Here is a 26,981-nt window from a genome sequence, read left to right as displayed (position 1 = left end):
TCGTTTAATGTGCACAAAGATAAAGGGTATTTTTGAGATGAACAAGATGTTTAATAAAAATATTTGCTTTTAAAGCTGTTTTTATAAGTATGTTATTGATTATCAGTATTGTATTATTGGTGATAAATATATTTAATATCTTTTCCTTTTTATAGTTTTTGGCATCTGAACTTTGTGTTCAACATAGTGCACATTAAACGAACGATTAAAAGACATTATAGCTCCATTAATCTCTTCGTTAATCTCTTTTTCACATAACTGTTTCACTGCTTTTTGACCGTGATGGCGAAACGCTTTGAGATAATATGAATGCAACATAAGTTCTTAAAAATAACTGCATTACATAAATTAATCGGTAAGTATTTCACTACTCCGGTGTCCCCAAAGAATATTCTGACGTGAACATCACTTCACATTCTCCGCATCTTCACTGGTTTGCAGTGCGTGTCACCTATAGCCGTGAGTTAGCTTTGAAAGCTTTTCTCGACGAGGAAAAGATTGAGAATTTCATACCCATGCGTCGCGATTATATTGTGAAAAAGGGTCGTCGCATTCGTAGGCTTGTTCCTGCCGTGCATAATCTTGTTTTCATTCGCTCTACTCGCAAGCGTATCGATGCCTTAAAGGATAAAGCCGGTATGAATATCCCCATGCGCTATATCATGGATCGCGAACAGCGTCTCCCCATTGTCATTCCCGACAGTCAGATGCGCAGCTTCATTCTTGTTGCCGGTACCTATGAGGAATCGATTGTTTATGTGGAACCAGCCGAACTTCAACTGATAAAAGGTCAGAAAGTACGTGTTATAGGCGGTGTTTTCGAAGGAACCGTGGGTGAGTTCGTTCGTATTCGTCGTGACCGTCGTGTAGTTGTGAATATTGAAGGGGTTATGGCTGTTGCCACAACGTTTATTCACTCTTCACTGGTAGAGCCTATAGCCGACTAATTTCAGTGTTATAAATCATAAATCATAATTAAATATATGAGTGATCAAGTTTCATCCTTATTTTCCCTGGCTCACAGTCTTCTCACTCTGGGGCAGGATGACCGTCCGATTTATGTCGATGATTTCACCCGTCTGAATCGTGATGTTTATGAATCGGCCCTGAACTCGTATGGAAAGCATGGCTCTACTCCTGAAGCTGAAGCCGAACTTTGTCTGGGGCTTTTAGTGGCTTTCAATGCCACTATGTACGATAATGGCCATAAACAGGAATATATTCAGAAGGTTCTGGACCGTAGTTTTGCAGTGCTTCCTATCCTAAAGCCTTCGCTTCTGAAAGTCCGTCTGCTGACTTATTGTTATGGTGAAGTATATGAAGAAAAATTGGCTGAGGAAGCACATGCCATAATTTCAACTTGGGAAACATCCCGATTGAATTTGGAGCAAGTGGAGATAATTGAGGAATTACAATATATTGAGGAGAATCCTTATCCTTTTGAGGAAGTTGATTTATTATAAAAAAATTGTTCTCTGAGAATAAAAGTCTATCTTTGTGTAAAATGAGTATTTAATTGTTATGAATCCGGTAAAGAGTGATATCTTACACTCTATAAAGAATACGTTGCAGAGCGTTCTTCCTTCAGGTGGACATGCTTTTTTGTATGGTTCACAGGCGCGGGGCGATGCACGTGTTGATTCGAATTGGGATATACTTATTCTTTTGGATAAGCCGAAGATTGAGACTAAAGATTACGATAATGTTTCTTATCCATATAGTTGAGCTGAGATGGTCATTAAATAAATGTATAAGTCCGGTACTATATACCATGCAAGACTGGTTGAAGTATCATTTTACACCATTTTTTCATAATGTAAAAGAAGAAGGGATACAATTGTAATGAGTTTTAGTTCGGAAGACATGCAAGCATTATTGCCTATAGAAAAGAAAAAGCATAACAGGTGACTATAATGATCTCTTTGATTTTGCACGTGAAGGTGTACTTCCTCTGTTAGAGCCAACACGTCAATTGTTAGTCAAGCTTGACAGATTGATAACTCAGTTCTAATCATCCTTTTTATTTTTGGCGCTGCATCATTTTATTGCAGTTGATATGTGTGCCGGCTTACTTGAAGAGTGAGTTGGTCAGAATTTTATATTCTCATTTTATATTTCCCATTCATATGATTGATATTTCGGATAAAGCAATGTGCTGCGGTTGCAACGCCTGTGGAGACGTGTGTGCTCATGATGCAATTACTTTCAAAACGGATATTGAAGGATTTTGGTATCCAGAGGTGGACAAAAGCAAGTGCACTGATTGCGGATTGTGTGAAAAGGTTTGTCCAATTATCAATATCGATACACTGAAGAAGAATAATTTGAAGCAATCAATTTGCTATGTAGCTGAGCATAAGGACATCGAAGTGGTATTTGACAGTACTTCGGGTGGATTATTTTCAGCTTTGGCTGATATAATGTATCGTAATAAGGGATATGTTGGTGGCGCTATTTTTAATGAAGATTTCTCAGTAAGACAGTATATATCACCCGATAAGAAAGATTTAATAAAACTGCGTAGTTCTAAATATTTGCAAAGCAATTTCACAGGGTTTTATAAACAGCTCCGTGGTTTGCTAAAAAAAGGAGAAAATGTATTAGTTTGTGGTTCTCCATGTCAAATGGCTGCATTAAGATCCTTTTTGCGAAAAGACTACGAAAACCTAATTATAGTGGATTTTGTATGCAGAGGTACAAACTCGCCTAAAGTTTGGCGGAAATACCTTGATACTTTTGAAGAAAGGTATGGCTCTCCAGTTGTATATTGCAAGGCCAAATCCAAGGAATATGGATGGAGAAATTTGACTCAAAAAGTAGTTTTGGCAAATGGAAAGGCTTATTACGAGCCTAAAGATTCGAATAACTACACAAAAGGATATTTACAGACTGGAGTCTTTTGTCGTCCTTCTTGCTATGAATGTAAATTCAAGGGATATCCACGCATAGCGGATATTACACTTGCGGATTTTTGGGGAGTAGAAAATGTTAAAAAGACAATGGATAAAAATTTGGGGTTATCCTTAGTTATGGTTAATTCTCAAAAAGGGGCATCATTCTTTGAGAAAGCAAAGATAAGAATAAATTCCTTTCAAGTACCTTTTGAAACGATTGAAAAGGGCAATCTTGCACTAACAAAATCATTAGATAAACCCAAAGTCAATAGAGAACAATTTTTTAAGGATTTAGATAATATGACATTTACTCAGATTGCTGACAAATACATATTATCAACTCCTAAGAGTAAGAAGTTTATTATAAAAAAATACATCAAATATCTATTTGCTGTGTGGCGAGGAACAAATCATTCTCCAAAAGCCATATATCAATTTTTTAAATACAATACATTTAATGAGATAATCCATGGAAATGTATTGATACCTGCATCTCATGTTGTTATTCAACTGGAAAAAGGTGGTAAAATAATAAAGAAAGGCATATCCTATATTGGTACAAAGCGATATCGAAAATCCAAATTAGAGACAAGACTGCTGATAGAAAAAGGGGGCGTTTTGGAACTTGGACCAAATACAAATATAATGTATGGTGCAGATATTGAAGTCTTTCATGACGCGCATCTGATATACAAAGGAGAGGGAGGTAGTAATATTGGCGCCACTGTCATTTGCGGTGAAAAAATAGAAATAGGAAAAGGCACAATGATGGGACGTAATGTTTTGATTAGAGACAATAATGGAGACCATTATATAAACCGTACGGGATACAAAAATACCCGTCCTGTTGTAATAGGAGAGAAGGCTTGGTTGTGTGAGGGTTGTACCATTATGTTAGGAGTAAATATAGGAGATGGGGCGATAGTGGGAGCCAAAGCATTTGTTACTTCTAATATTCCACCAAATACAATGGTGTCTGGCAATCCTTCGAAAGTTGTTGACGAAGATGTTCTCTGGAAATACTAAATAATAATAAAAGGAAAAGAATATGGAATTGAAAGATTTTATTTCTCAGTTTGTTGAGCAATTTGATAATTTAGATGTTTCTACAATCAACGGTGAAACATATTTTAAAGAGATGGACGTATGGACGTCTATGGCTGCATTGATGATTATTGGTATGATAGATGATGAGTATGGAGTAGAGATATCAGCAAAAGATATCAGAAGTGCAGAAACAATTGCGGATTTATTTGAACTTGTCAAAACAAGAAAAAATGTATAATCCATTTACATTAGAGTCTAAAACTATTTTAGTCACAGGAGCGTCATCGGGAATAGGGCGTTCCACTGCTATCGAATGTTCTAAATTAGGTGCGAAACTCATAATAACAGGAAGAAACGCTGAACGTTTAAAAGAAACCTTTCTGATGTTGGTGGGTGAAGGCCATCAGAACATTGCGGCGGATTTATCTGATGATGCACAGATTGATGAATTGGTAGAACAATTGCCTAACTTAAACGGATTAGTAAACAACGCTGGGCTAACTGAAACTATACTTACGCAATTTGTGAAACGAGAAAATATAGAAAAGGTTTTGGGTATAAATACGATAGCACCAATACTTTTGACGCAGAAAATATTGAAAAAAAAGAAAATTTCATGTGGCGGAAGCATCGTTTTCACATGTAGTATAAGTGGCACATGTGTTGCCGGTGGCGGCAATGTCCTATATAGTACATCTAAAGGAGCAATTCATGGTTTTGTGAAAAATGCGGCTTTGGATTTGGCCGTTAAGGGTATTAGGGTCAATGAGGTGTGTCCTGGAATGATAAATACCAGCATACTTGATAGAGGAAAGATAGGTGAAGAGGAATTGAGAATTGAAGCTTCAAAGTATCCGATGAAGAGATTTGGAAATCCAAACGAAGTATCTTATGGCATAATTTATTTGCTATCAGATGCATCTTCTTTTGTCACTGGTACAGGTATAGTCATTGATGGAGGATTTACACTGCAATAATTAATCATGAAGACGATATTAAAGAACGTTCAAATAAAAGCCGTGAATTCATGGCTTCCTTCTAATAGTTTGGAAATGTTATCCCTTGGCAGTCTTTATGGTGAATTTGAGGTGAATACAATCATGAAGGCAACAGGTGTCAATCGAGTCAGAATTGCAAATAAAGACATGACGTCAGCAGACATGTGTCGAAAGGCTGCAGAGGCATTATTTGAACAAGAGGGCATCGGTAGAGAAGAAATTGATGGTTTAGTGTTCGTTTCACAGACACCGGATTATATTCTTCCGGCAACTTCGATATTATTACAAGAAAAATTGATGTTGTCTAAAGATACCGTTTGTATTGACATTCATTATGGCTGTTCCGGTTATATTTATGGTCTGTTTCAAGCATCCCTATGGGTAAGTAGCGGAGCATGTAAGAATGTACTCGTGCTTTCCGGTGATACTACATCCAGGATGATTAACCCCAATGACAAATCACTTCGTATGGTTTTTGGAGATTGTGGTACTTCCACTTTAGTATCTAAAGGAAGTGATCTCATCGGGTTTCACATACAGTCTGATGGTAGTGGCTCTGATAGACTCATCGTTCCTGCGGGTGGATTTCGTTTGCCATGTTCTGAAGAGACATCAGTGTTAGAGTGGGATGAAGATCATAATGGACGTACCAAAAATGATTTGTTTATGGATGGAATAGCCATATTCAATTTTGCAATATCACAGGTACATAAAAACATCAATACATTGATTGAATACATGGAATGGAATAAAGCGGATGTCGGCTTTTATGCCTTGCATCAAGCCAATGATTTTATGGTAAACTATGTGCGTAAGAAGCTCAAGATCAGTGCGGATATTGCTCCTACTAACGTGAGTAATTTCGGCAATACTGGACCTGCTTCAATTCCATTGCTTTTTTCTGATTTGTGTCCGGCAGAATATAATTTGAAGAAAGTTATTATGTGTGGTTTTGGAGTTGGATTATCATGGGGTAGCGTGGCCGCAAATCTGTCAAATACACATTTTTATCAACCAATAAATAAGTAGAGAAATGAAAGAAAAAATATTAACTATTATCAACGATATCAGACTGTCAAAAGATTTACCGGTTTTGGAATCCATCTCTGAAGAAAGCAGTTTGAGAGATGATTTAGGACTTACTTCTTTTGATTTGGCAGAATTAACAGTTCATATTGAAGACGAATTTGATATTGATATATTCGAAGATGGATTAGTTAGTACTGTTGGTGAAATCTATACGAAACTTGATAAAGAATGAAACCTTTTTTGATTGATAATGATAAGGTATATACTTATCAAGATTTGTTAGATGCTATACAGACGGATGGCTTTTATTATCCATATTACAAAGTTCACGATGTGTTTTTGTATTTTGTAAATCTGGTTAAAGCGTTGGCTAATAATCAGTCATTGGTACTATTGGACTCTGATTTAAATTCTTCAGAGATTGAAAACTTAGATGAATCGTTAGTCAATCAGCCGCGAATTATAAATACGTCAAGTTTTTCTGATGTTCCAGAGGTTATAAATGCGGTAAAGAAATCGGCGGCCGAGATAACAATATTTACTTCCGGTACAACAGGTCAGCCCAAGAAAGTCCTCCATTCTATTTCATCTCTTACTCGATCAGTAAGAACAGGTGAACGGTATGCCAATCAAATATGGGGCTATGCTTACGCTCCTACTCACATGGCGGGATTGCAAGTATTCTTCCAAGCATTTGAAAATGAAAATACATTAGTAAATATATTCGGAAGGAGCCGCAATGAGGTTTACAGATGTATATCCAATCATCACATAACTCATATTTCTGCAACTCCTACTTTTTACAGGCTGTTGCTTCCTTTTGAGAAGGAATATGATACGGTAATTCGAGCTACCTTAGGAGGAGAGAAGTCCGATGAGCATCTTTATGACTCCATGCGTTGTGTTTTTCCAAATGCAAAAATTAATAACGTTTATGCATCAACAGAAGCTGGGTCATTGTTTGCGGCAAAAGGTGATTGCTTCCAGATACCGGAAGCTATCAGAGATAAATTTAGAGTTGAAGACGATGAACTTCTTATTCATAAGTCACTATTAGGTCGTTCTGATAGTTTTAAGTTTGAAGGTGATTATTATCATTCAGGAGATTTGATAGAATGGATCGACAAATCAATGGGTTTATTTAAATTCAAGAGCCGTAAAAACGAACTTATCAACGTAGGTGGCTATAAAGTAAATCCGGGAGAAGTAGAGAATGTCTTATTATCTATTGATGGTATTCAGCAGGTTTTAGTGTACGGTAAAGCAAATTCTGTGTTGGGCAATATATTATGTGCCGATATTCAATTGGAACCTAATATAGCATTAACAGAAATAGATATAAAGAAAATCTTACGTAGTAATTTGCAGGACTTTAAAATACCTCGCAGATTTAGGTTTGTAGAGGCTATGACATTAACAAGAACAGGAAAATTGAAAAGACAATGAATTATTTAGTAACGGGATGCTCGCGAGGTGTAGGTTTAGAAATATGCCGTGTGCTGCTATCAGAAGGAAATACGGTATATGGCGTGGCAAGAAGCTATACAGATGAGTTTAAAAAGCTGGAGTCGGAATATTCCGGATACTTATATTTTAAAAGTATAGATCTTTCTGATTGTGAGAATATTCATAAGAATGTATTTAAGGAGTATGTTACTAACAAAATTCAGTTGGATGGATATGTAAATAATGCAGCCATGGCATATGATGATATAGTAACGAACCTTAATATAGATAAACTGAAAGCTATGTATAATGTGAATGTCTTTACTCCAATGATGATAACGAAATACGTGCTTCGCAATATGCTTTTATCTAAAAAGAAAGGTTCTATTATACATATTTCATCTATCAGTGCCCACACCGGATACAAAGGACTGGCAATGTATGCATCAAGCAAGGGTGCATTAGAAGCTTTTTCTAAAGATACTGCAAGAGAATGGGGGCAACTGGGGATTCGCTCAAATGTAGTGGTACCAGGATTTATGGAAACAGCTATGAGTGCATCTTTAACAGAAGATCAAAAAGATAGAATCTATAAACGTACATCTTTAAAAACCGCAACCAGTGTGAGATCCGTTGCTGAAACTGTGGCGTTTTTGCTTTCTGATAAGGCTTGCAGCATAACAGGGCAGAATGTACACGTTGATAATGGAACAATATGATAACAGGATAAAAATACATAAAATGGATATTCCCAAAATAGAATTGAATAATGGCGTTAAAATACCTTGCATTGGTAATGGTCCGGGAATTGTTGGCTACTCTCCAAGGCAAGATCGTATTTCTAATTCTTTATTTAAACGGGCGTTTCGAAAGTTCATAATACGACCAAAACAGGAATATGATTATGTGGATGCTGTTGCAAATTCTTTTAAGATAGGATTTAGTCTGTTAGATTATTCATCATCTTACGGCGATGGACATCTAATAGGTAAAGCTATCAAAAGAAGTGGAGTATCACGGAATGATTTATTTATTACTACAAGAATCAGTAATCAAGCTCAACGTGAGCAAAAAGTACGTGCGTGCCTCATGTCCCAACTTCAGGGTATGGGTGTAGATTATGTAGATATGTTGATGTTTCATTGGCCTGTAACAGATCTATATATAGATACCTGGAAGGAAATGGTGCAATTGTATAAAGAAGGTTATTGCAAGTGTTTAGGCGTTGCAAATTGTCATAAACATCACATAGAAGAGCTTATGAAAGCCGCTGATGTCGTCCCGTCAATTAATCAATTTGAAGTTCATCCTTTATTTACTCAGAAAGATCTTATTGGCTATTGTTGGAGCAAGGGAATTCAAGTAGAAGCATATACTGCGATAGCAAGATTCGATGATCGTTTGATGCGATTACCATTATTGAAAAATATAGCTCAAAAATATCATAAAACCGTTGTGCAGATTATTTTAAGATGGCATGTTCAAACAGGTGTAATTCCATTGGTAAGATCTTTGAATAAAAGTAGACAATTAGAGAATGTGAGTATTTTTGATTTTGAATTGACATCTAATGAAATGAAAGCTATTGATGCTATCAATATCAATAGTCGTTTGAGATATGATCCGGATAATTGTGACTTTTCGATTCTTTAGATATGACTTTGTATAAGCGGTTACGTGATTTACAAATTTTATCGATTGTTTTATTAGGGGGATGTGCTTTACATGGAACAAGGTAATAATAGAACCATCGCAAAGAATACCGCATTTCTGTATTTCCGTATGATGTTTACAATGATAGTTTCATTGTATACTTCGCGTGTGATACTGCAAACGTTAGGAGTTGACGATTATGGTATTTATCAGTCCGTAGGTGGAATTGTAGGCTTTTTGTCTTTTATCAATAGTGCGCTCAGTACAGGTTCATCTCGTTTTTTAACTTACGAATTAGGAACAGGTAATCTTGAAAAGTTGAAGAGAACTTTCTCTACAACATTGACTATCCATATAGTAATTGCTCTCTTTGTTGTTATAGTTGCGGAAACACTTGGGATATGGTTCCTTTATAATAAATTGATGATACCGGCTGAGCGGATGGATGCGGCTGTCTATACCTTTCATATATCTATATTGACAGCCGTTTTTACATTGACGCAAGTGCCTTATAATGCAAGCATCATTGCGCATGAGAAGATGTCGGTTTTTGCATATATGAGTATTCTTGAATGTTCGGCAAAACTGGGAGTTGTTTATCTTTTATCTATTGGCGGTTATGATAAATTGAAATTGTATGCAACTTTATTGTTCATAGTTCAGGTAGGACTCATCTGTATCTATCGTTTATATTGTAGTCGGCATTTCAAGGAAACGGTTTATCGTTTTGTTTTTGATAAGGCTATATTCAAAGAAATAGCGGGATTTTCGGGATGGAGTTTATTTGCCGGTAGTTCAATCGCTCTTAATAGTCAAGGTATTCTGATTTTGTTGAATATGTTTTTTGAACCTGCTGTGGTTGCGGCACGGTCTATTTCTATTCAGGTAAATATGGCGGCCAGCCAGTTCGTCGACAATTTTCGTACTGCGGCTAATCCGCAGATAGTAAAGAAACTGGCGGCGGGCGACTTGATAGGTTCTAAAAGGCTACTGTTGGCCTCCACCAAGTATTCTTATTATATGATGTTTATAATCTGTTTTCCTGTCTGTCTTCTCGCGCATCCTTTATTAAAGATATGGTTGGGTGTTGTGCCTGATTATACGGTTATATTTCTTCAGATTATAGTTATTCAGAGTCTGTTTCAAGTTTTTGACACTTCTTTTTATACAGCTTTGTATGCTAAAGGACGGTTGAGGGAAAATGCTCTAATATCACCAACCTTAGGTTTTATTAGTTTTCCTATAATTTACTTCTTATTTAAGGCAGGATATTCTCCTGTCGCTCTTTCATGGGCTAGTTTATTGACTTATGCCGTATTGGGGGTAATAGTAAAGCCTATATTGGTAGTGAAAATAGCAAATTATTATTGGAGAGATGTCTGGAATGTTTTCAAGCCCTGTTTGTTGGTTACTATGGCTGCTTTACCTGTACCTGTTTTTTTATATCATATAATAGGCGTTGATAGTATTCCACACTCCATTTTTATAGGTTTTATAACTGTTATTATAATTATATTGTCAGTATATTGGATTGGGATTGATGTGCTGACCAAACAAAAAGTTTGGTCATATATAAAACGGAGAGTAAAAAAATGAGATATAATATTTGTTAGTATATAGCAAAAAGAGTCCCACAGTGAACTTTGGTTTTGTGGAACTCTACTATTATTAACAGGGGATCATAATTCCTGATATTCTTTTTTTGCATCAAAGCACGGACACGCCTTATGCACCAACTTACTGAGCTGATAATGCCCCAGTATTTTTGCCTTCGGATAGTCTGTTTTCAATTGTCGTAGTAGATCAAGCAACGAGCATTTCTGTGCATACGTCCTTGTATCAGCCGGTTGTCCTTCCTCATTGAGTCCGCCTTCGTAACAGATACCGATGCTTTTATCATTCCATCCTGTAGCGTGCGCACCGATTTGATGAACCGGACGACAGATATGTACTTCACCGTCACGTGTGATATAGAAATGATAACCGATGCTTGCAAAACCTCTTGCCAGATGACAACGGCGAAGAGCCTCTACGGAGAAATTCTTGTCACAGCGTGTTGCTGAACAATGAACTACCAGGAGGCGTACCTCCCGATAGTTTTGATAGAAACTGCCTGCTTTCATACCTTTATGCCATGCAGGCATTAAGGCCGAGTACTCCTGCCAGAGCAGAAGCCACGGCAATTACAACTTTGATGATAACACTCCAGGTTGATTTTGATTTTTTTTCCATGCGAATTGTTATTTAGTTATTAGTTATAAGTAATTAGTGATAAGTGATTGGCAGCGCAGCCTTTCATTATTAATTCTTTCATTTTTAATTTCTAAAGGCTGCGCCTTTATGTCCTATCCCAGCGGATCGTCTTCAATACCTCCGTCGCCATCGGTACCACCGCCGCCATCAGGTTTTCCGCCTGAGTTTGAAGAACCGGAAATATCTACGGTGGTCTGCCCTGCCTTCTGGGCTTTGAGCAATGCACGCGTTGCAGCACGTGTAGGTACGGGTGAGAAACTCATTCCGGCAAAGATGTCCTTCAGGTCCTCTCCGGGAACGAATTGGATGTTTACTCCGGTGATATTGGCAGCCGTGAATTTTTCGGCCGTGTCTGCCGCACGACTGTTGATTTGTAACCGGAATTTTCCCAAGTCTCCGAAGTCCACCTGTTTGCCGGCTCTCAGGCCTCCAATCATATTCTCCACAGTGGAGATGATTACGGCGGCTACGTCCGCTCTACTAACGGTGGTCTGGCTTGCTACCTGCTGTCCCAACTCTTTCAGAGTCAGTTCTCCGGTTATTTGTGACTTGGCATAAGCCTTGGGCTCTTCATCCTGCTTTTGAGGATTCTTGAGCATTGCAATACTGTAATTCAGTGGCATAAGCGATGAATTAAAAATTAATAATTAAAAATTAAACTTTTGTCGGGGAAGGACTTTTTCTTCTTTCCGACAAGTCAAAGATACAACCTCTGATAGGTGTGAAAATGAGTGACATTGAGCGGTGATAAACCTGCTTCAGTATGAGTGTTATCTGGTGACTTTTTAGTACTTTTATAGCATATAAAGAATCTAAAAAGTTAGCGGAAAATGAAGAAAAATGTGAGTGATCAGGAATCGGATGCTGCCATTGAAGAATGGCCGGTGCGTCCTTACTCCAAGAGTGAATTGGCGCGTGCTTATGCACCCGAAATAGGAGAGCGTTCCGCGCTCAACCGTTTGTCTCGCTGGATACGTTTTAATGAAGCGTTGTATTCTGCTTTGAAGGCAACCGGTTATAGATCGACTCAGCAGATTTTTACATCTAAGCAAGTCGGCCTGATTTTTGAATATTTGGGAAGACCTTGAAGAAGTTGGAGAAGTGGAGAGTTGAGAGTGAAGGTAGTTGTACTTGCTGCTGCGAAGGCAGACGCTTGCGGCTCTGTCAGCCAACACTTGCACAAGTGAACGGTAACGAAGCCGCAAGCATAAAACTCTCAACTCTCAACTTCTCCAAGCCAAGGATTCCGGTCTTTGGTCATGATTTTGCCTTGTGCTTCAGCCACGATCTGTTCTTCTGACTCACGTTCATCGTAGCGTCCGCAAGTCTGACGAACATACAGTACGCTTCCCGTCTGGCACAGGTCTTGGTCGCGAACTTTCAGCATATCGAGTCGGGTGTAACTCCGGTCCTGTTCTTTGATTCGGGAGATGGAAAAGATGAAATCGGCGAGATTGGCCCAGTTGGCACTTCCCGAAATGGTGTACATATCTATGTCTTCCAGTTCGTTTTTTCCGTTCTGCTTTTTCAGGCTGCGCGGATGTGCCACGATGATTACCCAAATGTTGTTGTTGCGTCCCCATGCCTGCATTTGTGTCAGCATGGCTTTTATGGCTTGCGTTTCGGTGCTGTAGCGTCCCGTTTCCATTTCCATGAAGAGGTACGGGTCGATAATCAGATATTTCAGAGGAGCTGTCCGTCGCACTCTGTCTGCCCGTGCAATGATATTGGTCGGGGTAGGAGAGACTTCGTGCAGGTCGAGGTGCACCATGTGCGTGTTCAGGAAACTGACTATGGGTTGTAACTGCTCGCGGGTGTAATTGGCAGTGTTTACTTTGCCCAACATCAACTGGATGAGATGGGCGATATGCTTGTTCTTATCAGGCACCTCAAAAGATAGATAACAGACGTAACGTCCGGTTTTGGCCATCAACCGGCAGGTGAGGTCGTTCAGGAAATCGGTCTTTCCGCTGTTGGGCTTCCCGGTGGTGATTATCAGTCCGCCTTGATCGGTGGGATGAAAAATGCGATCCGTCAATGGTCCGTATCCCACGTCGTAGCCGTGGTCGTATTCTCCATGCAGGGCGTCTAGAATTTCGTTAGTCCGTTCGCTTACGGTGATGATGTCTGAGGTGTGTTGCGCCTCTGCCGATTCGATGATTTCGCGCACCACATTGCTGCCATAGGTAGCAAGTACATCGGATATGTCCTTGCAGTCGCCTGGCAGAGTGGTGAGCAGGCTGCGGGCTCCGAAATAGTCGGTAAGGTGTTTGATAAGTGTACGTCCGGGCAGGTCCCGGTCTCCACAAATCACGATGTCACGAACCTGATCCAGCCAAGGTTCGAAGGCTTCAAAAGTTTTGGCTAAATCGCTGGCAGCCCCGTTGGGGACACTGATGGCATAGGGGTAACCGGTTTCTAGCAGAGTAAGTACATCTTTTTCGCCCTCGGTGACAATCAGTCGTGGAATATGCTCTTCGGATACCCGTAGAGGATTGATACAGTCGATATTATAAGGTGCGCAAGGTGTGGTTGGTGAGTCTTGGCTCCAGAACTTGGTATAACAGACGGGATTTTCTGTACCGACTGCGTTTCCGTCGCTTGTTGTTTTAATAGTCGACGGATCACACGAACGGTATTTGGCATTTACAGGTTGTCCGTTCACATAGTTTACGTATGCGATGCAGTGATACTGGGTTCCGGTGGCTTTTTTCTCATCGTCCTTGCCATAGCAGCGGTGTGTGAGACATCCGATATGAGCTTCGATTGCTTTTTCCAACGAAATGCCTTGGTCTGCGAGGTACCGTCTTGCTGCCAACTGATCTTGATCATTCGTTTCCAGATCATTGGTCAAGGATTTAATTCTGGAAAATACTTCGGGAGAGAGCTTTTTATAATCTTCGGGAATCATGGGTACTTCCGATGTGCTTTTTCCGCTGATTGTTGAGCTGTTGCTACATGCAGCATCATTCCCTTTACCGGTGTAGTGAGTAGTTTTGCTTGTCCTTGTATAGTTTCCGCCGGTGTTGCCGGTAAATGATGAATCGCTGTACGGCCGTTCTTCCCAGAAGTCCTTCAGCTTTCCGTTGAAGTCACATCCGGCGTAGAAGCAGTGGAAGGCTCCGGTTTTTTTAGAAATTGAAAGATGTTTTTTCCCGCATTTGGGACATTCGGCAACGAAATTCTGTCCCGCGTTCTTACGTTCGGGGAAGTCAGAAAGATAATAAAATGGTTTCATTGGGAGTTTAAGATTTATAATTTATGATTTATGCAATGGGGAGAATCCATTCTTTGCTTAGCACGTTCCAAACCGCATTTCCGGAAGGTCTTGCTTCTGCATCAGCAGGAATATTCACTGCCCCTTCATCCTTGTCGTCGTAGAATCTCATTCCCGTCTCCGGGTCTGTCCATTCAAATTCATTGACCGGATGATTGTCGCGTTGATTCTTCTTCGTTTCCAGGGCCACCTGTTTCCGCTTCTGTCTGCTGCCTCGTGCTGCATCATTCAGTAAATGTTGACCGTGCGCTGACTTCAGCAGATTACTCAACCAGCAAAGTCGTCCGGTATGGTTTGATTTCATAAACCGTGCCTGTCCTGCGAAATAGGGAATCAGCAATTCGTTGACCAGATAGACCAGATTCTCGCACGCGTGCTTTCGGGTAAGTCCTTCATGCATTTGGAACCAGTTGATGAGTGGTGTCAAAACCTGCGCTTTCTGAGTCGAATTTCCGTTGATGAGATGGAAAAACTCTTTGGCAGCAGCCAAAGATTCTTCTGTAATAATATCTTTCTTCGAAGATTTATCTTCTAAAGTTGCTTCGCTTTTAGGCGAAAGCTCTTCGTCAGAAGAGTTCCCTTTAGTATATATATTATATATATTATCCACCGCAAGAGTTTGCGCAAAAGCTTGTGGTAAATTTAGTGATGATTGGGATGTTTTGCTATCCTCTTTTGTCTCTAATTTAGAATTCTCCTCATGACAGAGTGGAGAATAAAAGGCTTTTATTTGCTTCTGCCCTTCGTTCACAATGAACTTGAAAGACTGACTTGCCTTTACAGCTTCGATGAGCGATTGAGTGGTGGAAAATCTCAGTGACATCTTGATATCGTAGAAGTTCTCTACCGGATAGATGTGTTTGTCATTCATGTAAGCAGTCAGTCCGAGGTACAGATCGAGCAATTTGGGTATAGTGGAGTCTGTTATTTTACGACTTCTCCATATCTTGATTGTTTTTTGCAGTTCCGTAATGGAAATGGTTGTTTTAAGTGATTTCATTGCTTGTTATTTTTTAATCTGCGGTGAAGTTACGTAGAAAGGGGAAAAGCATCGTACCAACATGTTGGTACGATTGATAATATAATTGTCGAATTTTAACATTAAATTTTATAGAGAGCCATGCTTGAAGAAACAGAAGAATCATGTGGTCATGAGAATTTAGGTGAGTATATCAACCAATTCCGTCTTAATTTGGGAGTAAGTATCAAACAGCTTTGTGAGGACTGTCATATCAGTCGTCGCACCTATTACGAGAGTTCGGGATGGTAAAGATATTAAGCTGAGTTTTTATGTTCGCATCTTCAATGCTTTTCATGAGTATGCTACGGAAGAGGAGTTCGGGGAGATGTGGAAAGAAGTTGCTGCGTTGCTGTTTTGAGCTGTAGAAGAGAAACATATAGGTAGAATATTTTATTTTTATATTTATGGAGATACTAATTCTTACACAACCTTTGCATACTAATTATGGTGGATTGCTTCAAGCTTACGCTTTACAGCAAATATTGAAGGGAATGGGACATGATGTTGTTACAGATCGACTTGGAGTTGTACGAAAACTGCCTTTGTGGAACAGGGCTTTACGCTTTTTATATCATGCTGTTCAATTCTGTATTCTAAAGAATTATCGTTATTATCCATATCGTTATTTATTCGTTTCATTTGATAAGGAAAGTAAGGCTAAAAGGAGCATTTCTATTAATACGGATCGTTTTGTTAATACTCATATTGATACAATTGATTTATTAACAAGAAGTAATGAAAGTGTAATCGATGCAGTGAGACAGTTTGATGCGATAGTAGTAGGTAGTGATCAGGTTTGGAGGGCTACAATGAGTGATATACCTACCTATTTCTTATCTTTTACAAAGGCTATAAATGTGAAGCGTATAGCTTATGCTGCGTCATTTGGTACAGATGATTTGAATGAGTATTCAAAAATGGATATGAAAATAGCGTCTGAGTCTATTAAATTATTTGATGCGGTTTCTGTTAGGGAAAAGTCTGGTGTACATCTTTGCCGAGATTATTTTAAGATGGATGCGGTTCATGTTTTAGATCCGACAATGCTTTTAAGTAAGGATGATTATTTGAAATTGATAGAAGAAGAGGATAAGCCCTGTTCGGAAAATATACTTCTTACTTATGTGTTGGACAGAACACAGGAGAAAAATGATATCATTCAAAGGGTAGGGGAGGCTTTACATCTGACTTCTTGTGAGAATGGGGCTGTAAAGTACTTTTCCAATGTTGTAGAAAGTAATGTATCGGAATGTATCTATCCGTCTGTATCCCGGTGGGTGGCAGGTTTTCGTGATGCTCAGTTTGTAGTGACTGATTCCTTTCATGGAACCGTGTTCTCCATTATTTTTAATAAACCGTTTGTAGCTATTTTGAATTCTAAGAGAGGATCTTCAAGATTTATTTCATTATTAAGTGTTTTGGGGTTGGAAAACCGCTTGATTTCTACTACTAATGACTTGTTAGAAGAGCACTTAAAGCCTATAGATTATACTGAGGTAAATAAAATTTTGAATGATTGGAGATATCTGTCTATTAGTTTTATGGAGAGGCATTTGAAAGAGGCTCGCTAACGGTGATAAGCATATCCTGTGAGGTACTTTATATTGGGAATTAAAATACATCCTTTCTAATTTACCTGAAAATTATTTGAAATTAGAAAAAAAACTATATATGCCAAAAGTTAGTGTGATAATACCTGTATATGGTGTGGAAAAGTATATTTCTCGTTGTGCTCGAAGTCTATTTGAACAGACCTTGGATGATATAGAGTATATATTTGTAGATGATTGTACAAAAGATAATTCAATAGGAGTTTTACAAGAAGTTTTAGAACAATATCCTCAAAGAAGAGAACAGACACGAATTGTAAAACTATTGGTAAATAGTGGACAGGCTGCCGCTCGAAAGTATGGAATGCAACTGGCTACTGGTGACTATATAATTCATTGTGATGGTGATGATTGGGTAGATGTGGAAATGTATGATAAAATGTGGAGAAGGGCGATTGAAACCAATAGTGATATTGTGTTTTGTGAATTTTACACTACTGATGGGGTTAATTATTCGCACATTCATAACAATTTAGATACTTTAAATAAGGAAAATGTTCTGTTGATAATTGTCGGTAGAATGTTATGGAGTTTATGTGGTGGATTAGTGAGGAGGAGTATTATTTCTAACAATCAGATAATTTATCCGACAGCTAATAATGGAGAGGATTTTGCGATAATGATTCAGCAAATCTATTATGCCCAGCGATTTGCTTATATTGGTGAACCATTGTATTATTATTATGTAAACTTAAACTCTATTACAAAAGAGATTGGGCTTGATAAGTATTTATTAAGAAAAGAACAGCACTGTGCTAATATAAATATCGTCGAGAAGTTCTTTGAACGTGAAAATGTACTTGAAAAGAATTTAGATGTTCTATTAATCTTGAAATTGTATTGTAGAGCAAATTTTTCAACTCAAGTACGCGATAAAAATACCCGTATGATATGGTATTCTATCTACCCAGAGCTGGATTCAAAGAATTTTCTATTTAACAATAAAGTTCCTCTACATTTGAAACTTTATTATTGGGCTGTTAAATTGCATGCACTTTCCTTGTATGTGTTGTTTTCGGATTTAAAACATAAATTTAGCAAGAATTAGTTGCGGGTTATGAATAAGGGATCTTATCTGATTAATAAGAAATGTGGATTACACTTGTTCTTTTTATTGATTTCTCTGGGGATGTACTTTGGCTCTCCTATGAAATATTCGCAAGTCTATTGTATTATTCTATTTTTACTGTTTGTTGCTAATTCATTCTTGCTGTATGTTCAAGATCGAAAAAATGAGCCGCTTGGATTCAATGTTTTGTTTACTATTAGCTTTTTTCTTGTAAGTTACATTTATCCAGTTTTCATTTATCCAATAATGCCTGATTATTCAATGTTTGCCTATAGCGGATTTAGTAGTGAGGTGATAACGCGAGCTACGGCATTAGCAAATGTTGCTTATGCTGTTTATAGCGTAGGTTATACGAGGAATTTTTTAGTTATGAATATAGGAGAGAAAGCTATTCCTATATGTTTGATTTCTACAAAGCAGAACGATAGAATAATTGCTTTGGAGATTATATTATTTGTACTAATTGTGATTGCTGGAGGACTTGAGTTTTTTTCTGATACATATTCTGGTGAGGGGGAAGCGAATACGAATGCTTTGTTTCGTTTCACCTATACATTTTTTCAACCACTTATTCTTTTTGGTTGTTTGGTAGATTGTACTATGAAAGGATTTAAAAATAGCGTAGTTATTTTCTTCATTATATTGGTACTTCTTAGTACAGGCACACGTACATTACCATTGTGTGTAATGTCTGTTTATTTATGTTATTATAGTTTACGATATCATCTGTCAATTCAAAAAGTTTTTGTAACTCTTTTTGTTGTCTTTGTATTTTTATCATTGATAGGACATTGGCGAGGTGGTGGAGAATTGTCTAGTATATCTGATAATGAATTGACATTATTCGATTATGCTAGAGACTTTATTATTTGTAATAGGAATTTGTATGCCATTTATGATCATGTAAATAATGAGTCTATTACCTATGGCATTTCTTCCTTGTCTTATATATTAGCTCCTATACCTTTTTTGCAATCATTTGTATCCTTTTTATTTGATATTCCAGCATACAATATGAGATCAGAGTCTCTTACTAGTTATTGGGTGTTAGGTGAAGGCAATCCTTTGGGATTAGGTACACATATAGTAGGAGATATATATCTTTCATTTGGTTTTATTGGGGTACTTTTTTTATTCTATTTTTTGGGGAAAATTGTAACTTCTTCAAGAATGAAAAGTAGGATGGGTAGTCAAAGCGCTTTCGTTATTTATTATATTTTGTTATCTGGAGCTATTTTTATGTGTCGTGGTTCTTTTTTTTATAGTCTTAAAAATCTGATTTGGGTATTGCTTTTTTGGAATGTATGCAATTATAAACATGTGCAAAATCAAACTTTTCATAACTCAATTTAAAACGGGAATATAATGAAAATCATTTATTGTCTCCATGGAACATACAATTCGGGTGGAATGGAACGAATCGTTATAAATAAGGCAAATTATTTGGCTAAAATTGGTCATGATGTTTCTATAGTGACAACTGAACAGAAAGGGCATAAACCTTTTTTTGATATTCATCCTAATATTACTCTTTTTGACTTGCATATTAATTATGCAAATGACAATGATAGAACTTTTTTGTGGAAAATGTTTTCGTTTCTGATAAAAAGGGCTATTCATCGAAAGAGATTGACTACTTATTTAAAGACTAGTAAAGCTGATATTGTTATTTCAACATTTGGTAATGAAGCGAGTTTTTTACCTAATATAAAAGATGGCAGTAAAAAAATTGCAGAAATTCATTTTTCAAGATTCTTTCGAATACAATTTGGTCGAAAGGGATTTTGGAGTTTAGCTGATAAGTATAGGTCAAGAAATGATTTGAAACTCGTAAAAAAATACGATAAATTTGTTTGTCTTACTTATGAAGATAAGGAATATTGGTCTTCTAACTATAATTTAGTTGTTATCCCTAACTTCATAAGTTATTATCCTTTAAAATGTGCAAGTTTAAAATCTCATACTGTTATTGCTGTAGGAAGATTATCTTATCAAAAAGGTTATGAACGGCTTGTTGATGCTTGGAAAATAGTGACTCAGTATCATCCTTTTTGGGTTTTAAAAATCTTTGGTTCGGGGGAAAAATATGATTATGTGAATAATTGTATTATAGAAAGTAATTTAGAGAAAGTAATAGAGATACATGAGCCTACATCGGACATACAGCAGGAGTATTTAAATAGTTCAATATTTGTTCTTTCATCTCGTTATGAAGGACTTCCCATGGTTCTTTTAGAAGCTATGTCATGTGGACTTCCAGTGGTTTCTTACGATTGTAAATGTGGTCCTAAGGATATTATAAAGGATGGAATAGATGGCTTTTTAGTTCGTGAAGGCGATATTGATGATTTGGCTAGGAAAATAATGTTGTTGATAGAAAGTGAAGATTTACGTAAGCAAATGGGTACGAAAGCTTATCAAAAATCTAAATTATATTCACAAGAAACTATAATGACAAAGTGGGAAGAGGTGTTTGAAAGTGTAGTACGATAGCGTAAAAGATGTTTATATATATGATGGATAATTATATAGAGAAATGTATAATGCATACACTTTTCATTAGGATTGAATATGTTGTAAAGCTAGTTCGATTTTTTTTGGAAAAAATAGGGGGAGAATTGAAAAGTTATTTGATTGATGGCGAGCTTAAGTCATGGTGATCTGATAAATGTTTTTAGAATAGGAATAGTGTTTTTGAAAAAATACAGTATTGAATCTGGTAACTTATACTGGTAATTTATGAAAATATTTCATGTTATAGAAAGATTATTTAAATATGGTGGGGCGAATGTTGCATGTGTTGACATTGCTACTAGAGAAATGCTTTTCGGTAATGATGTTGCTATTTTCTCTACAAGTTCATCGCATGATGACAATCTGGTAATTCCTTCTCAAATAACAACTTTTATATGTAAGCGGATTAATTCCTTTTTCAGATTGAGCTATGTTGAAAATTTGAATGCCGAAATGAAAAAAGCGATTGATGAATTTCATCCGGATATAATCCACGTACATGCATTATGGGATCCATTAATTCATGCTGCAATTAAATACGCCTCAATGAAAAACATTCCGATAGTACACTCTCCACATGGAATGTTGACACCATGGGCTTTATCTAATAAAAAAAATAAGAAAAGAATTGCATGGCGATTGTATCAGCATGTTGATTTAAAGAAGGTATCATTATTTCATGTTACTTGTGAAGATGAAAAGCAAGATTTACTTCGTTTGGGCTTCAAGCAACCTGTAGAAGTTATTCCATTGGGTATGGACATTCCTTCTGTTGACTTAAAAAACAAGGACGACTTAAAGTTAATTCTATTTATGTCACGCATTCACCCTAAAAAAGGGTTGTTGAATCTTGTGGAAGCTTGGAATAGGATTCGTAATCCTCAATGGCAAATAATTATTTGCGGACCAGATGATGACTCTCACCAGAAAGTTGTTGAAGATAGAATTAAAACATTAAAGTTGAATTCATTTTTCGAATTTAAAGGTTCTGTAACGGGAAAAGCAAAAGAAGATTTATTGAATAAATGTAGCTTGTTTGTACTTCCTACTTTTAGCGAGAATTTTGGAATTGTAGTTTTGGAGGCTTTAGCGCATGGTATGCCTGTGATAACAACAGTGGGAAGTCCATGGCATAGCATTGAAAAGTATGGAGCTGGTTGGTGGATAGAGATAGGAGTAGAACCATTGTATAAAGCATTAGATGAGTTTATAAAAATGGATTTTCAGGAAAGATTAAAAATGGCGTATAATGCCCAAACATTAGCAAAAGACAAGTACTCATGGGATACCATTATTTTAAATATGTTAGATGTATATAAAAAAGTTATAAGTAAATATCATGAGTAAGATTTTGATAACTGGTGCTTCTGGTTTTATTGGGGAGAATTTGTTGGAGGATCTTTTGCTTAAACAGCATATTGTTATCAACATTGATAATAACCCTCCTCGTAATACATTTCATAAGCAATTTTGGCATAATGTGAATATTAATAATTATACCAAATTTAAGCAAGTTATATCAGATTTTAATCCTGATTATATTATCCATTTAGCGGCTCGTACAGATCTAGAGGGAAGAATACTTGATGATTACTCTGCTAATATTAATGGAGTGGAAAACTTGATGCAGATTGTAAAAACACTTCCAAATCTAAAGAAAGTAATAGTAACTTCATCTATGTTAGTTTGTCACACAGGTTATTACCCAAAAGATCAATTTGATTATGCTCCTAATACATTGTATGGGGAGAGTAAGGTTGAAACGGAGAAAATAGTATGGGATAATAAGCCTCAATGTGATTGGGCAATTATTCGCCCTACTTCCATTTGGGGACCATGGTTTGGAGTTCCTTATCGGAATTTTTTTGATATGGTGATATCCCGCAAATATTTCCATATAGGCAGGAAAAGTTGTACTAAAACTTATGGTTATGTAGGTAATGCTGTATATCAGATAGAGCAAATTTTGTTTCATGAAACTTTGAATGAGGACCAAAAGGTATTTTATATTGGCGATAATCCTCCAACTAACATCGAGACATGGGCAAATGAGATAGCGGCAGAGTTGAACTCTAACATAAAAAGAGTACCATTTTGGATGTTAAAAACCGCTGCTTATTTCGGTGATCTGTTGAAGCTATTTAATATAACTTTCCCTATGACTTCATTTCGGCTTAAAAATATGACAACGGATAATATCATTGATTTATCAGAAACATATAATATAGCTCCCAATCCTCCTTATTCTCGAATTGATGGTATAAAAGCCACTTTACAATGGCTTAAAAAATAAATCAGATAATAATTTATGAAAGTCTCTCTTGTTACTGTTACATTTAATAGTGACCAAACTCTTCGTGATACTATTCAGTCGGTGCTTAATCAGACCTATTCAGATATTGAGTATATTATTATTGATGGTCTGTCTAAAGATAATACGGTTGATATTATCCGCAAATGTGAGCCGCAGTTTCAAGGGCGGTTGAAATGGATAAGTGAAAGAGATAATGGTCTTTATGATGCCATGAATAAAGGTATTCGTATGTCGACCGGTGAGATTGTCGGTATTATTAATTCAGATGATTTTTATCATCGGAGAGATATCATTTCAAGGGTTGTAGAGGCTTTTCGAAATGAGAAGACTCAAACAGTTTATGGAGATGTGCGTTTTGTGAATCCAGATAATCTGGATAAAACTGTACGTTATTATTCGTCTCGGAATTTTTCTCCTAGTCGTTTTCGGTATGGTTTTATGCCTGCTCATCCCACTTTCTTTACTTATCGGAAATATTTCGAAGAATTCGGATATTATAAGACTGATTATCATATAGCAGCGGATTATGAATTGCTGATTCGTTTTCTGTATACACATCAATTGAAGTCAAAATATCTTTCTCTGGATTTTATGAAAATGAGAACTGGTGGTGCAAGTACCGCCTCTATTAAGAGTAATATTTTACTAAATAAGGAAATCGTTCGTGCATGTAGTGAGAATGGGATTTGGACATGCATGCCATTGCTGTTTCTGAAATATTTTATAAAAGTGTTTGAATTGTTTTTAACGAAAGAATAATGAAAAAAGTAGCATTACTAACTGGAATCACTGGTCAGGATGGTTCCTTTCTTGCCGAGTTTCTAATAGAAAAAGGGTATGAAGTTCACGGTATTCTCCGTCGTTCGTCTTCATTCAATACTGGTCGTATCGAACATTTATATCTGGACGAATGGGTACGTGACATGAAGCAACGACGCTTGGTCAATCTTCATTATGGAGATATGACGGATAGCAGTTCTCTTATTCGCATTATTCAGCAGGTGCAACCAGATGAGATTTATAATCTTGCTGCTCAGAGCCATGTGAAAGTATCTTTCGATGTTCCTGAATATACGGCTGAAGCGGATGCAGTTGGAACACTTCGTATGCTGGAGGCTGTTCGTATTCTTGGTTTGGAGAAGAAGACTAAGATTTATCAGGCTTCTACATCGGAACTTTATGGTAAAGTTCAGGAAATTCCCCAGAAAGAAACTACTCCATTCTATCCTCGTAGCCCATACGGTGTAGCGAAACAATATGGCTTCTGGATAACCAAGAATTACCGTGAGAGTTATGATATGTTTGCAGTGAACGGTATTCTTTTTAACCATGAAAGTGAACGTCGTGGAGAGACTTTTGTAACCCGTAAGATTACCCTTGCTGCTGCCCGTATAGCTCAAGGCTTCCAAGATAAGCTGTATTTAGGTAATCTGGATGCCCGTCGTGACTGGGGATATGCAAAGGATTATGTGGAGTGTATGTGGCTGATTCTTCAGCATGATACTCCTGAGGATTTTGTAATCGCTACAGGTGAAATGCATACAGTTCGTGAATTTGCTACGCTTGCCTTTAAGGAAGTAGGTATTGAACTTTGTTGGAAAGGTGAAGGTGTAAATGAAAAAGGTGTTGATTCGAAGAACGATAAGGTTCTTGTTGAGGTTGATCCTAAGTATTTTCGTCCTTGTGAAGTGGAACAATTATTGGGTGATCCGACAAAAGCAAAGACTCTGCTTGGTTGGAATCCAACGAAGACCAGTTTTCCTGAATTGGTGAGAATAATGGTGGCGCATGATATGCGTTTTGTAAAGAAGTTATATCTCAAATCGCAGATAACGGAATAAATCTTTAAATTTTCCATGAATATACTTATAACAGGGATTTACGGTTTTGTGGGGTCTAATCTTATAGCGGCTTTATGTGAACATCATACCCTCTATGGGCTTGATATCATTTCTCCGGAAAAGAAGGGAGTTGTGAAGACTTTCTCGTGGAAGGATATTGAAACTACTTCTTTTCCTATGCAGCGTTTACCTCACTTTGATGCAATTATTCATCTAGCTGGTAAAGCACATGATACAAAGAACCAATCTGTTGCACAGGCATATTTTGATATCAATACAGGGCTAACACAGAAGATATTTGATTTCTTTCTGGAATCTACAGCTAAAAAGTTCATATTCTTTAGTTCAGTGAAGGCTGCTGCCGATAGTGTAGTAGGGGATGCATTGAGGGAAGATGTGATACCTACTCCAATAGGCCCTTACGGAGAGAGTAAGATAGCAGCCGAGAATTATATTCTCGATAAATTAAAAAATAAAAATGAAAAATTAAAACTACATGATGATAGGAAGCAGGTATATATCTTGAGACCCTGCATGATTCATGGCCCGGGCAATAAAGGAAACCTGAATTTGCTTTATAATGTGGTAAAGAAAGGCATTCCCTGGCCTTTGGGAGATTTTGAAAATAAGCGTTCGTTCACTTCGATTGATAACTTATGTTATGTGGTGGAAGGTTTGCTGACAAAGAATATAGCGAGTGGCATTTATCATATGGGGGATGACGAAGCTCTATCTACAAATGAATTGATTGCTCTCATGTGTGAGGCTATGGGTAAAGCACCTCATATCTGGAAGATGAACCGGAAGATGATGGAAGGTTGTGCAGGTTTAGGAACCTTACTTCATCTGCCGCTGAATACTGAGCGTTTGCGGAAACTGACAGAAAATTATGTGGTGAGCAATGAGAAGATTAAAGCTGCACTTGGCATTGAATGGATGCCTGTTCGTGCTGTTGATGGGATTATGAAAACGATAAAATCGTTTTCAAATTGATAATTAACAATTAAAGGGGCAAGTACGGTTATGTATTACCTGATTATATTAGTTTTGCTATTTCTGGCAGAACTTTTTTATTTTAAAATAGCTGATAAGTGCAATATCATCGATAAGCCCAATGAGAGAAGTTCCCATACCCGGATTACTTTGCGTGGTGGTGGAATCATCTTCTATTTTGGCGCATTAGCTTATTTCTTGACTAACCATTGGGAATATCCCTGGTTCATATTAGCTTTAACCTTGATAACGTTTATCAGTTTTGTGGATGATATTCGTTCTATTTCCCAAAGCTTAAGGTTGATGTTGCATTTTACTGCTATGGTTTTGATGTTTTATCAATGGGGATTGTTTACTCTTCCCTGGTGGTGGATTATCGTAGCGTTAATTGTTTGTACGGGCATCATTAACGCTTATAATTTCATGGATGGCATCAATGGCATTACAGGTGGTTATTCGCTGGTTATCCTTGCTGCACTGGCTTATATCAATACTGAAATAACGCAGTTTGTAGAACCTGCTCTAATCTATACGGTTCTTTGTTCTGTATTGGTCTTTTGTTTCTTCAACTTTCGTAAGAAGGCGAAATGTTTTGCCGGTGATGTAGGCTCTGTAAGTATTGCTTTTATACTTCTTTTCCTGATAGGAAAGTTAATTCTCAAGACTGAGGATTTCAGCTGGATTATCCTGTTGTCTGTTTATGGCGTTGATAGTGTTTTGACTATCGTTCACCGACTGATGCTTCATGAAAACATAGGTTTACCACATCGGAAACACATGTATCAGCTTATGGCGAATGAATTGAAGATACCTCATGTGGCGGTGTCACTGGTTTATATGTTGACGCAAGCTTTGGTCATATTGGGTTATTTCTGTTTTGTGGGATATGGTTATTGGTATTTGTTGGGGATAATTGTATTATTGAGTAGCATTTATGTGTTATTTATGAGAAAGTATTTTCATTTTTATGTGCAACAAGGAAAAAAGTGAAATTATAAAAAGTACTTTTTCTTTTGACTATT

General features: G+C 37.2%; 28 protein-coding genes and 1 pseudogene. 24 read left to right on the top strand and 5 right to left on the bottom strand.

What is annotated here, in order from left to right; genetic code table 11:
* Positions 1 to 398: 398 nt before the first annotated feature.
* The 12 genes and pseudogenes from BACINT_RS14430 to BACINT_RS14375 all read left to right on the top strand — a co-directional run bounded on the left by BACINT_RS14430 (position 399) and on the right by BACINT_RS14375 (position 10,663).
* Positions 399 to 947: a UpxY family transcription antiterminator gene (locus BACINT_RS14430; protein ID WP_044155058.1), complete on the top strand. Its 549-nt coding sequence runs from the start codon at positions 399 to 401 to the stop codon at positions 945 to 947.
* 36 nt (positions 948 to 983) lie between these two features.
* Positions 984 to 1,463 carry a UpxZ family transcription anti-terminator antagonist gene (locus tag BACINT_RS14425; protein WP_007664350.1) on the top strand — a complete coding sequence of 160 codons (480 nt, stop codon included), beginning with the start codon at positions 984 to 986 and terminating at the stop codon, positions 1,461 to 1,463.
* Positions 1,464 to 1,521: 58 nt separating this feature from the next.
* Positions 1,522 to 1,843, top strand: a pseudogene (locus tag BACINT_RS14420) (nucleotidyltransferase domain-containing protein).
* A gap of 283 nt (positions 1,844 to 2,126) precedes the next feature.
* A complete protein-coding gene (locus BACINT_RS14415) occupies positions 2,127 to 3,920 on the top strand; it encodes a Coenzyme F420 hydrogenase/dehydrogenase, beta subunit C-terminal domain (RefSeq protein ID WP_007664347.1) in 1,794 nt (597 codons plus the stop codon).
* A gap of 22 nt (positions 3,921 to 3,942) precedes the next feature.
* Positions 3,943 to 4,179, top strand: coding sequence for an acyl carrier protein (locus tag BACINT_RS14410; protein WP_007664346.1), 237 nt, complete (start codon positions 3,943 to 3,945; stop codon positions 4,177 to 4,179).
* Positions 4,172 to 4,918 carry an SDR family NAD(P)-dependent oxidoreductase gene (locus tag BACINT_RS14405; RefSeq protein WP_007664345.1) on the top strand — a complete coding sequence of 249 codons (747 nt, stop codon included), beginning with the start codon at positions 4,172 to 4,174 and terminating at the stop codon, positions 4,916 to 4,918. The genes BACINT_RS14410 and BACINT_RS14405 overlap by 8 nt, the downstream gene beginning before the upstream one ends.
* 6 nt (positions 4,919 to 4,924) lie before the next feature.
* Entirely contained in the window at positions 4,925 to 5,968 is a 1,044-nt protein-coding gene (locus BACINT_RS14400) for a 3-oxoacyl-ACP synthase III family protein (protein ID WP_007664344.1), read from the top strand.
* A gap of 4 nt (positions 5,969 to 5,972) precedes the next feature.
* Positions 5,973 to 6,200, top strand: coding sequence for a phosphopantetheine-binding protein (locus BACINT_RS14395; protein ID WP_007664343.1), 228 nt, complete (start codon positions 5,973 to 5,975; stop codon positions 6,198 to 6,200).
* Positions 6,197 to 7,414 (top strand): ANL family adenylate-forming protein, encoded by a 1,218-nt coding sequence (locus BACINT_RS14390; protein WP_007664337.1) that lies wholly within the window; start codon positions 6,197 to 6,199, stop codon positions 7,412 to 7,414. The genes BACINT_RS14395 and BACINT_RS14390 overlap by 4 nt, the downstream gene beginning before the upstream one ends.
* Positions 7,411 to 8,133 carry an SDR family oxidoreductase gene (locus tag BACINT_RS14385; protein ID WP_007664336.1) on the top strand — a complete coding sequence of 241 codons (723 nt, stop codon included), beginning with the start codon at positions 7,411 to 7,413 and terminating at the stop codon, positions 8,131 to 8,133. The genes BACINT_RS14390 and BACINT_RS14385 overlap by 4 nt, the downstream gene beginning before the upstream one ends.
* Positions 8,134 to 8,155: 22 nt before the next feature.
* Positions 8,156 to 9,067 carry an aldo/keto reductase family protein gene (locus tag BACINT_RS14380; protein ID WP_115501894.1) on the top strand — a complete coding sequence of 304 codons (912 nt, stop codon included), beginning with the start codon at positions 8,156 to 8,158 and terminating at the stop codon, positions 9,065 to 9,067.
* Positions 9,068 to 9,139: 72 nt separating this feature from the next.
* The gene (locus tag BACINT_RS14375; RefSeq protein ID WP_007664334.1) at positions 9,140 to 10,663 is read left to right on the top strand and encodes an MATE family efflux transporter; all 1,524 of its coding nucleotides are present in this window, start codon (positions 9,140 to 9,142) and stop codon (positions 10,661 to 10,663) included.
* An 83-nt stretch (positions 10,664 to 10,746) separates the two neighbouring features.
* Here the strand turns inward: BACINT_RS14375 and BACINT_RS14370 are convergent, their stop codons facing one another.
* From BACINT_RS14370 to BACINT_RS14365, 3 genes are all read right to left on the bottom strand, one after another.
* The gene (locus BACINT_RS14370; RefSeq protein ID WP_044155279.1) at positions 10,747 to 11,190 is read right to left on the bottom strand and encodes an N-acetylmuramoyl-L-alanine amidase; all 444 of its coding nucleotides are present in this window, start codon (positions 11,188 to 11,190) and stop codon (positions 10,747 to 10,749) included.
* A gap of 4 nt (positions 11,191 to 11,194) precedes the next feature.
* Complete coding sequence (locus tag BACINT_RS24215) at positions 11,195 to 11,299, bottom strand: smalltalk protein (RefSeq protein ID WP_022394077.1); 105 nt, start codon at positions 11,297 to 11,299, stop codon at positions 11,195 to 11,197.
* Positions 11,300 to 11,412: 113 nt separating this feature from the next.
* Entirely contained in the window at positions 11,413 to 11,943 is a 531-nt protein-coding gene (locus tag BACINT_RS14365) for an HU family DNA-binding protein (protein WP_007664332.1), read from the bottom strand.
* 207 nt (positions 11,944 to 12,150) lie between these two features.
* Between BACINT_RS14365 and BACINT_RS14360 the strand changes: the two genes are divergently transcribed.
* Entirely contained in the window at positions 12,151 to 12,408 is a 258-nt protein-coding gene (locus tag BACINT_RS14360) for a DUF4248 domain-containing protein (RefSeq protein WP_007664330.1), read from the top strand.
* A 128-nt stretch (positions 12,409 to 12,536) separates the two neighbouring features.
* Here the strand turns inward: BACINT_RS14360 and BACINT_RS14355 are convergent, their stop codons facing one another.
* Positions 12,537 to 14,558, bottom strand: a complete 2,022-nt coding sequence (locus BACINT_RS14355; protein WP_007664328.1) for a DnaB-like helicase C-terminal domain-containing protein — start codon at positions 14,556 to 14,558, stop codon at positions 12,537 to 12,539.
* Positions 14,559 to 14,586: 28 nt separating this feature from the next.
* Positions 14,587 to 15,597: a hypothetical protein gene (locus BACINT_RS14350; protein ID WP_007664326.1), complete on the bottom strand. Its 1,011-nt coding sequence runs from the start codon at positions 15,595 to 15,597 to the stop codon at positions 14,587 to 14,589.
* A gap of 120 nt (positions 15,598 to 15,717) precedes the next feature.
* On the opposite strand from BACINT_RS14350, the gene BACINT_RS23735 reads away from it, so the two are divergent.
* From BACINT_RS23735 to BACINT_RS14300, 11 genes are all read left to right on the top strand, one after another.
* Positions 15,718 to 15,867: a helix-turn-helix domain-containing protein gene (locus BACINT_RS23735; RefSeq protein ID WP_007664324.1), complete on the top strand. Its 150-nt coding sequence runs from the start codon at positions 15,718 to 15,720 to the stop codon at positions 15,865 to 15,867.
* 155 nt (positions 15,868 to 16,022) lie between these two features.
* Positions 16,023 to 17,189 (top strand): polysaccharide pyruvyl transferase family protein, encoded by a 1,167-nt coding sequence (locus BACINT_RS14345; RefSeq protein WP_007664319.1) that lies wholly within the window; start codon positions 16,023 to 16,025, stop codon positions 17,187 to 17,189.
* Between the two features lie 100 nt (positions 17,190 to 17,289).
* Positions 17,290 to 18,276 (top strand): glycosyltransferase family 2 protein, encoded by a 987-nt coding sequence (locus BACINT_RS14340; protein ID WP_007664317.1) that lies wholly within the window; start codon positions 17,290 to 17,292, stop codon positions 18,274 to 18,276.
* A 9-nt stretch (positions 18,277 to 18,285) separates the two neighbouring features.
* On the top strand, positions 18,286 to 19,650 hold the full coding sequence (locus tag BACINT_RS14335; protein WP_007664315.1) for an O-antigen polymerase: 1,365 nt from the start codon (positions 18,286 to 18,288) through the stop codon (positions 19,648 to 19,650).
* A 57-nt stretch (positions 19,651 to 19,707) separates the two neighbouring features.
* Positions 19,708 to 20,790 carry a glycosyltransferase family 4 protein gene (locus tag BACINT_RS14330; RefSeq protein WP_232288767.1) on the top strand — a complete coding sequence of 361 codons (1,083 nt, stop codon included), beginning with the start codon at positions 19,708 to 19,710 and terminating at the stop codon, positions 20,788 to 20,790.
* Positions 20,791 to 21,036: 246 nt separating this feature from the next.
* On the top strand, positions 21,037 to 22,158 hold the full coding sequence (locus BACINT_RS14325) for a glycosyltransferase (protein ID WP_007664309.1): 1,122 nt from the start codon (positions 21,037 to 21,039) through the stop codon (positions 22,156 to 22,158).
* Entirely contained in the window at positions 22,151 to 23,104 is a 954-nt protein-coding gene (locus tag BACINT_RS14320; protein ID WP_007664308.1) for an NAD-dependent epimerase/dehydratase family protein, read from the top strand. Before BACINT_RS14325 ends, BACINT_RS14320 begins: the two co-directional genes overlap by 8 nt.
* 15 nt (positions 23,105 to 23,119) lie before the next feature.
* A complete protein-coding gene (locus tag BACINT_RS14315; protein ID WP_007664307.1) occupies positions 23,120 to 23,884 on the top strand; it encodes a glycosyltransferase family 2 protein in 765 nt (254 codons plus the stop codon).
* Positions 23,884 to 24,966: a GDP-mannose 4,6-dehydratase gene (gene gmd / locus BACINT_RS14310; protein WP_007664305.1), complete on the top strand. Its 1,083-nt coding sequence runs from the start codon at positions 23,884 to 23,886 to the stop codon at positions 24,964 to 24,966. Before BACINT_RS14315 ends, gmd begins: the two co-directional genes overlap by 1 nt.
* 15 nt (positions 24,967 to 24,981) lie before the next feature.
* Positions 24,982 to 25,959, top strand: coding sequence for an NAD-dependent epimerase/dehydratase family protein (locus BACINT_RS14305; protein WP_007664303.1), 978 nt, complete (start codon positions 24,982 to 24,984; stop codon positions 25,957 to 25,959).
* Positions 25,960 to 25,989: 30 nt separating this feature from the next.
* Positions 25,990 to 26,949 carry an MraY family glycosyltransferase gene (locus tag BACINT_RS14300; protein ID WP_007664301.1) on the top strand — a complete coding sequence of 320 codons (960 nt, stop codon included), beginning with the start codon at positions 25,990 to 25,992 and terminating at the stop codon, positions 26,947 to 26,949.
* Positions 26,950 to 26,981 lie beyond the last annotated feature (32 nt).

Origin of the sequence: Bacteroides intestinalis DSM 17393 (genome assembly GCF_000172175.1) — a bacterium.
Classification (GTDB): domain Bacteria; phylum Bacteroidota; class Bacteroidia; order Bacteroidales; family Bacteroidaceae; genus Bacteroides; species Bacteroides intestinalis.
The sequence above is the reverse complement of the archived record's forward strand: the minus strand, read 5'-3'. Positions and strand labels throughout refer to the sequence as shown.

Bases quoted from the DNA above. Each gene is read 5' to 3' on its own strand.
- BACINT_RS14425 (WP_007664350.1), top strand. From the start codon at position 984: ATGAGTGATCAAGTTTCATCCTTATTTTCCCTGGCTCACAGTCTTCTC.
- BACINT_RS14415 (WP_007664347.1), top strand. From the start codon at position 2,127: ATGATTGATATTTCGGATAAAGCAATGTGCTGCGGTTGCAACGCCTGT.
- BACINT_RS14410 (WP_007664346.1), top strand. From the start codon at position 3,943: ATGGAATTGAAAGATTTTATTTCTCAGTTTGTTGAGCAATTTGATAAT.
- BACINT_RS14405 (WP_007664345.1), top strand. From the start codon at position 4,172: ATGTATAATCCATTTACATTAGAGTCTAAAACTATTTTAGTCACAGGA.
- BACINT_RS14400 (WP_007664344.1), top strand. From the start codon at position 4,925: ATGAAGACGATATTAAAGAACGTTCAAATAAAAGCCGTGAATTCATGG.
- BACINT_RS14395 (WP_007664343.1), top strand. From the start codon at position 5,973: ATGAAAGAAAAAATATTAACTATTATCAACGATATCAGACTGTCAAAA.
- BACINT_RS14390 (WP_007664337.1), top strand. From the start codon at position 6,197: ATGAAACCTTTTTTGATTGATAATGATAAGGTATATACTTATCAAGAT.
- BACINT_RS14385 (WP_007664336.1), top strand. From the start codon at position 7,411: ATGAATTATTTAGTAACGGGATGCTCGCGAGGTGTAGGTTTAGAAATA.
- BACINT_RS14380 (WP_115501894.1), top strand. From the start codon at position 8,156: ATGGATATTCCCAAAATAGAATTGAATAATGGCGTTAAAATACCTTGC.
- BACINT_RS14375 (WP_007664334.1), top strand. From the start codon at position 9,140: ATGGAACAAGGTAATAATAGAACCATCGCAAAGAATACCGCATTTCTG.
- BACINT_RS14370 (WP_044155279.1), bottom strand. From the start codon at position 11,190: ATGAAAGCAGGCAGTTTCTATCAAAACTATCGGGAGGTACGCCTCCTG.
- BACINT_RS24215 (WP_022394077.1), bottom strand. From the start codon at position 11,299: ATGGAAAAAAAATCAAAATCAACCTGGAGTGTTATCATCAAAGTTGTA.
- BACINT_RS14365 (WP_007664332.1), bottom strand. From the start codon at position 11,943: ATGCCACTGAATTACAGTATTGCAATGCTCAAGAATCCTCAAAAGCAG.
- BACINT_RS14360 (WP_007664330.1), top strand. From the start codon at position 12,151: ATGAAGAAAAATGTGAGTGATCAGGAATCGGATGCTGCCATTGAAGAA.
- BACINT_RS14355 (WP_007664328.1), bottom strand. From the start codon at position 14,558: ATGAAACCATTTTATTATCTTTCTGACTTCCCCGAACGTAAGAACGCG.
- BACINT_RS14350 (WP_007664326.1), bottom strand. From the start codon at position 15,597: ATGAAATCACTTAAAACAACCATTTCCATTACGGAACTGCAAAAAACA.
- BACINT_RS23735 (WP_007664324.1), top strand. From the start codon at position 15,718: ATGCTTGAAGAAACAGAAGAATCATGTGGTCATGAGAATTTAGGTGAG.
- BACINT_RS14345 (WP_007664319.1), top strand. From the start codon at position 16,023: ATGGAGATACTAATTCTTACACAACCTTTGCATACTAATTATGGTGGA.
- BACINT_RS14340 (WP_007664317.1), top strand. From the start codon at position 17,290: ATGCCAAAAGTTAGTGTGATAATACCTGTATATGGTGTGGAAAAGTAT.
- BACINT_RS14335 (WP_007664315.1), top strand. From the start codon at position 18,286: ATGAATAAGGGATCTTATCTGATTAATAAGAAATGTGGATTACACTTG.
- BACINT_RS14330 (WP_232288767.1), top strand. From the start codon at position 19,708: ATGGAACGAATCGTTATAAATAAGGCAAATTATTTGGCTAAAATTGGT.
- BACINT_RS14325 (WP_007664309.1), top strand. From the start codon at position 21,037: ATGAAAATATTTCATGTTATAGAAAGATTATTTAAATATGGTGGGGCG.
- BACINT_RS14320 (WP_007664308.1), top strand. From the start codon at position 22,151: ATGAGTAAGATTTTGATAACTGGTGCTTCTGGTTTTATTGGGGAGAAT.
- BACINT_RS14315 (WP_007664307.1), top strand. From the start codon at position 23,120: ATGAAAGTCTCTCTTGTTACTGTTACATTTAATAGTGACCAAACTCTT.
- gmd (WP_007664305.1), top strand. From the start codon at position 23,884: ATGAAAAAAGTAGCATTACTAACTGGAATCACTGGTCAGGATGGTTCC.
- BACINT_RS14305 (WP_007664303.1), top strand. From the start codon at position 24,982: ATGAATATACTTATAACAGGGATTTACGGTTTTGTGGGGTCTAATCTT.
- BACINT_RS14300 (WP_007664301.1), top strand. From the start codon at position 25,990: ATGTATTACCTGATTATATTAGTTTTGCTATTTCTGGCAGAACTTTTT.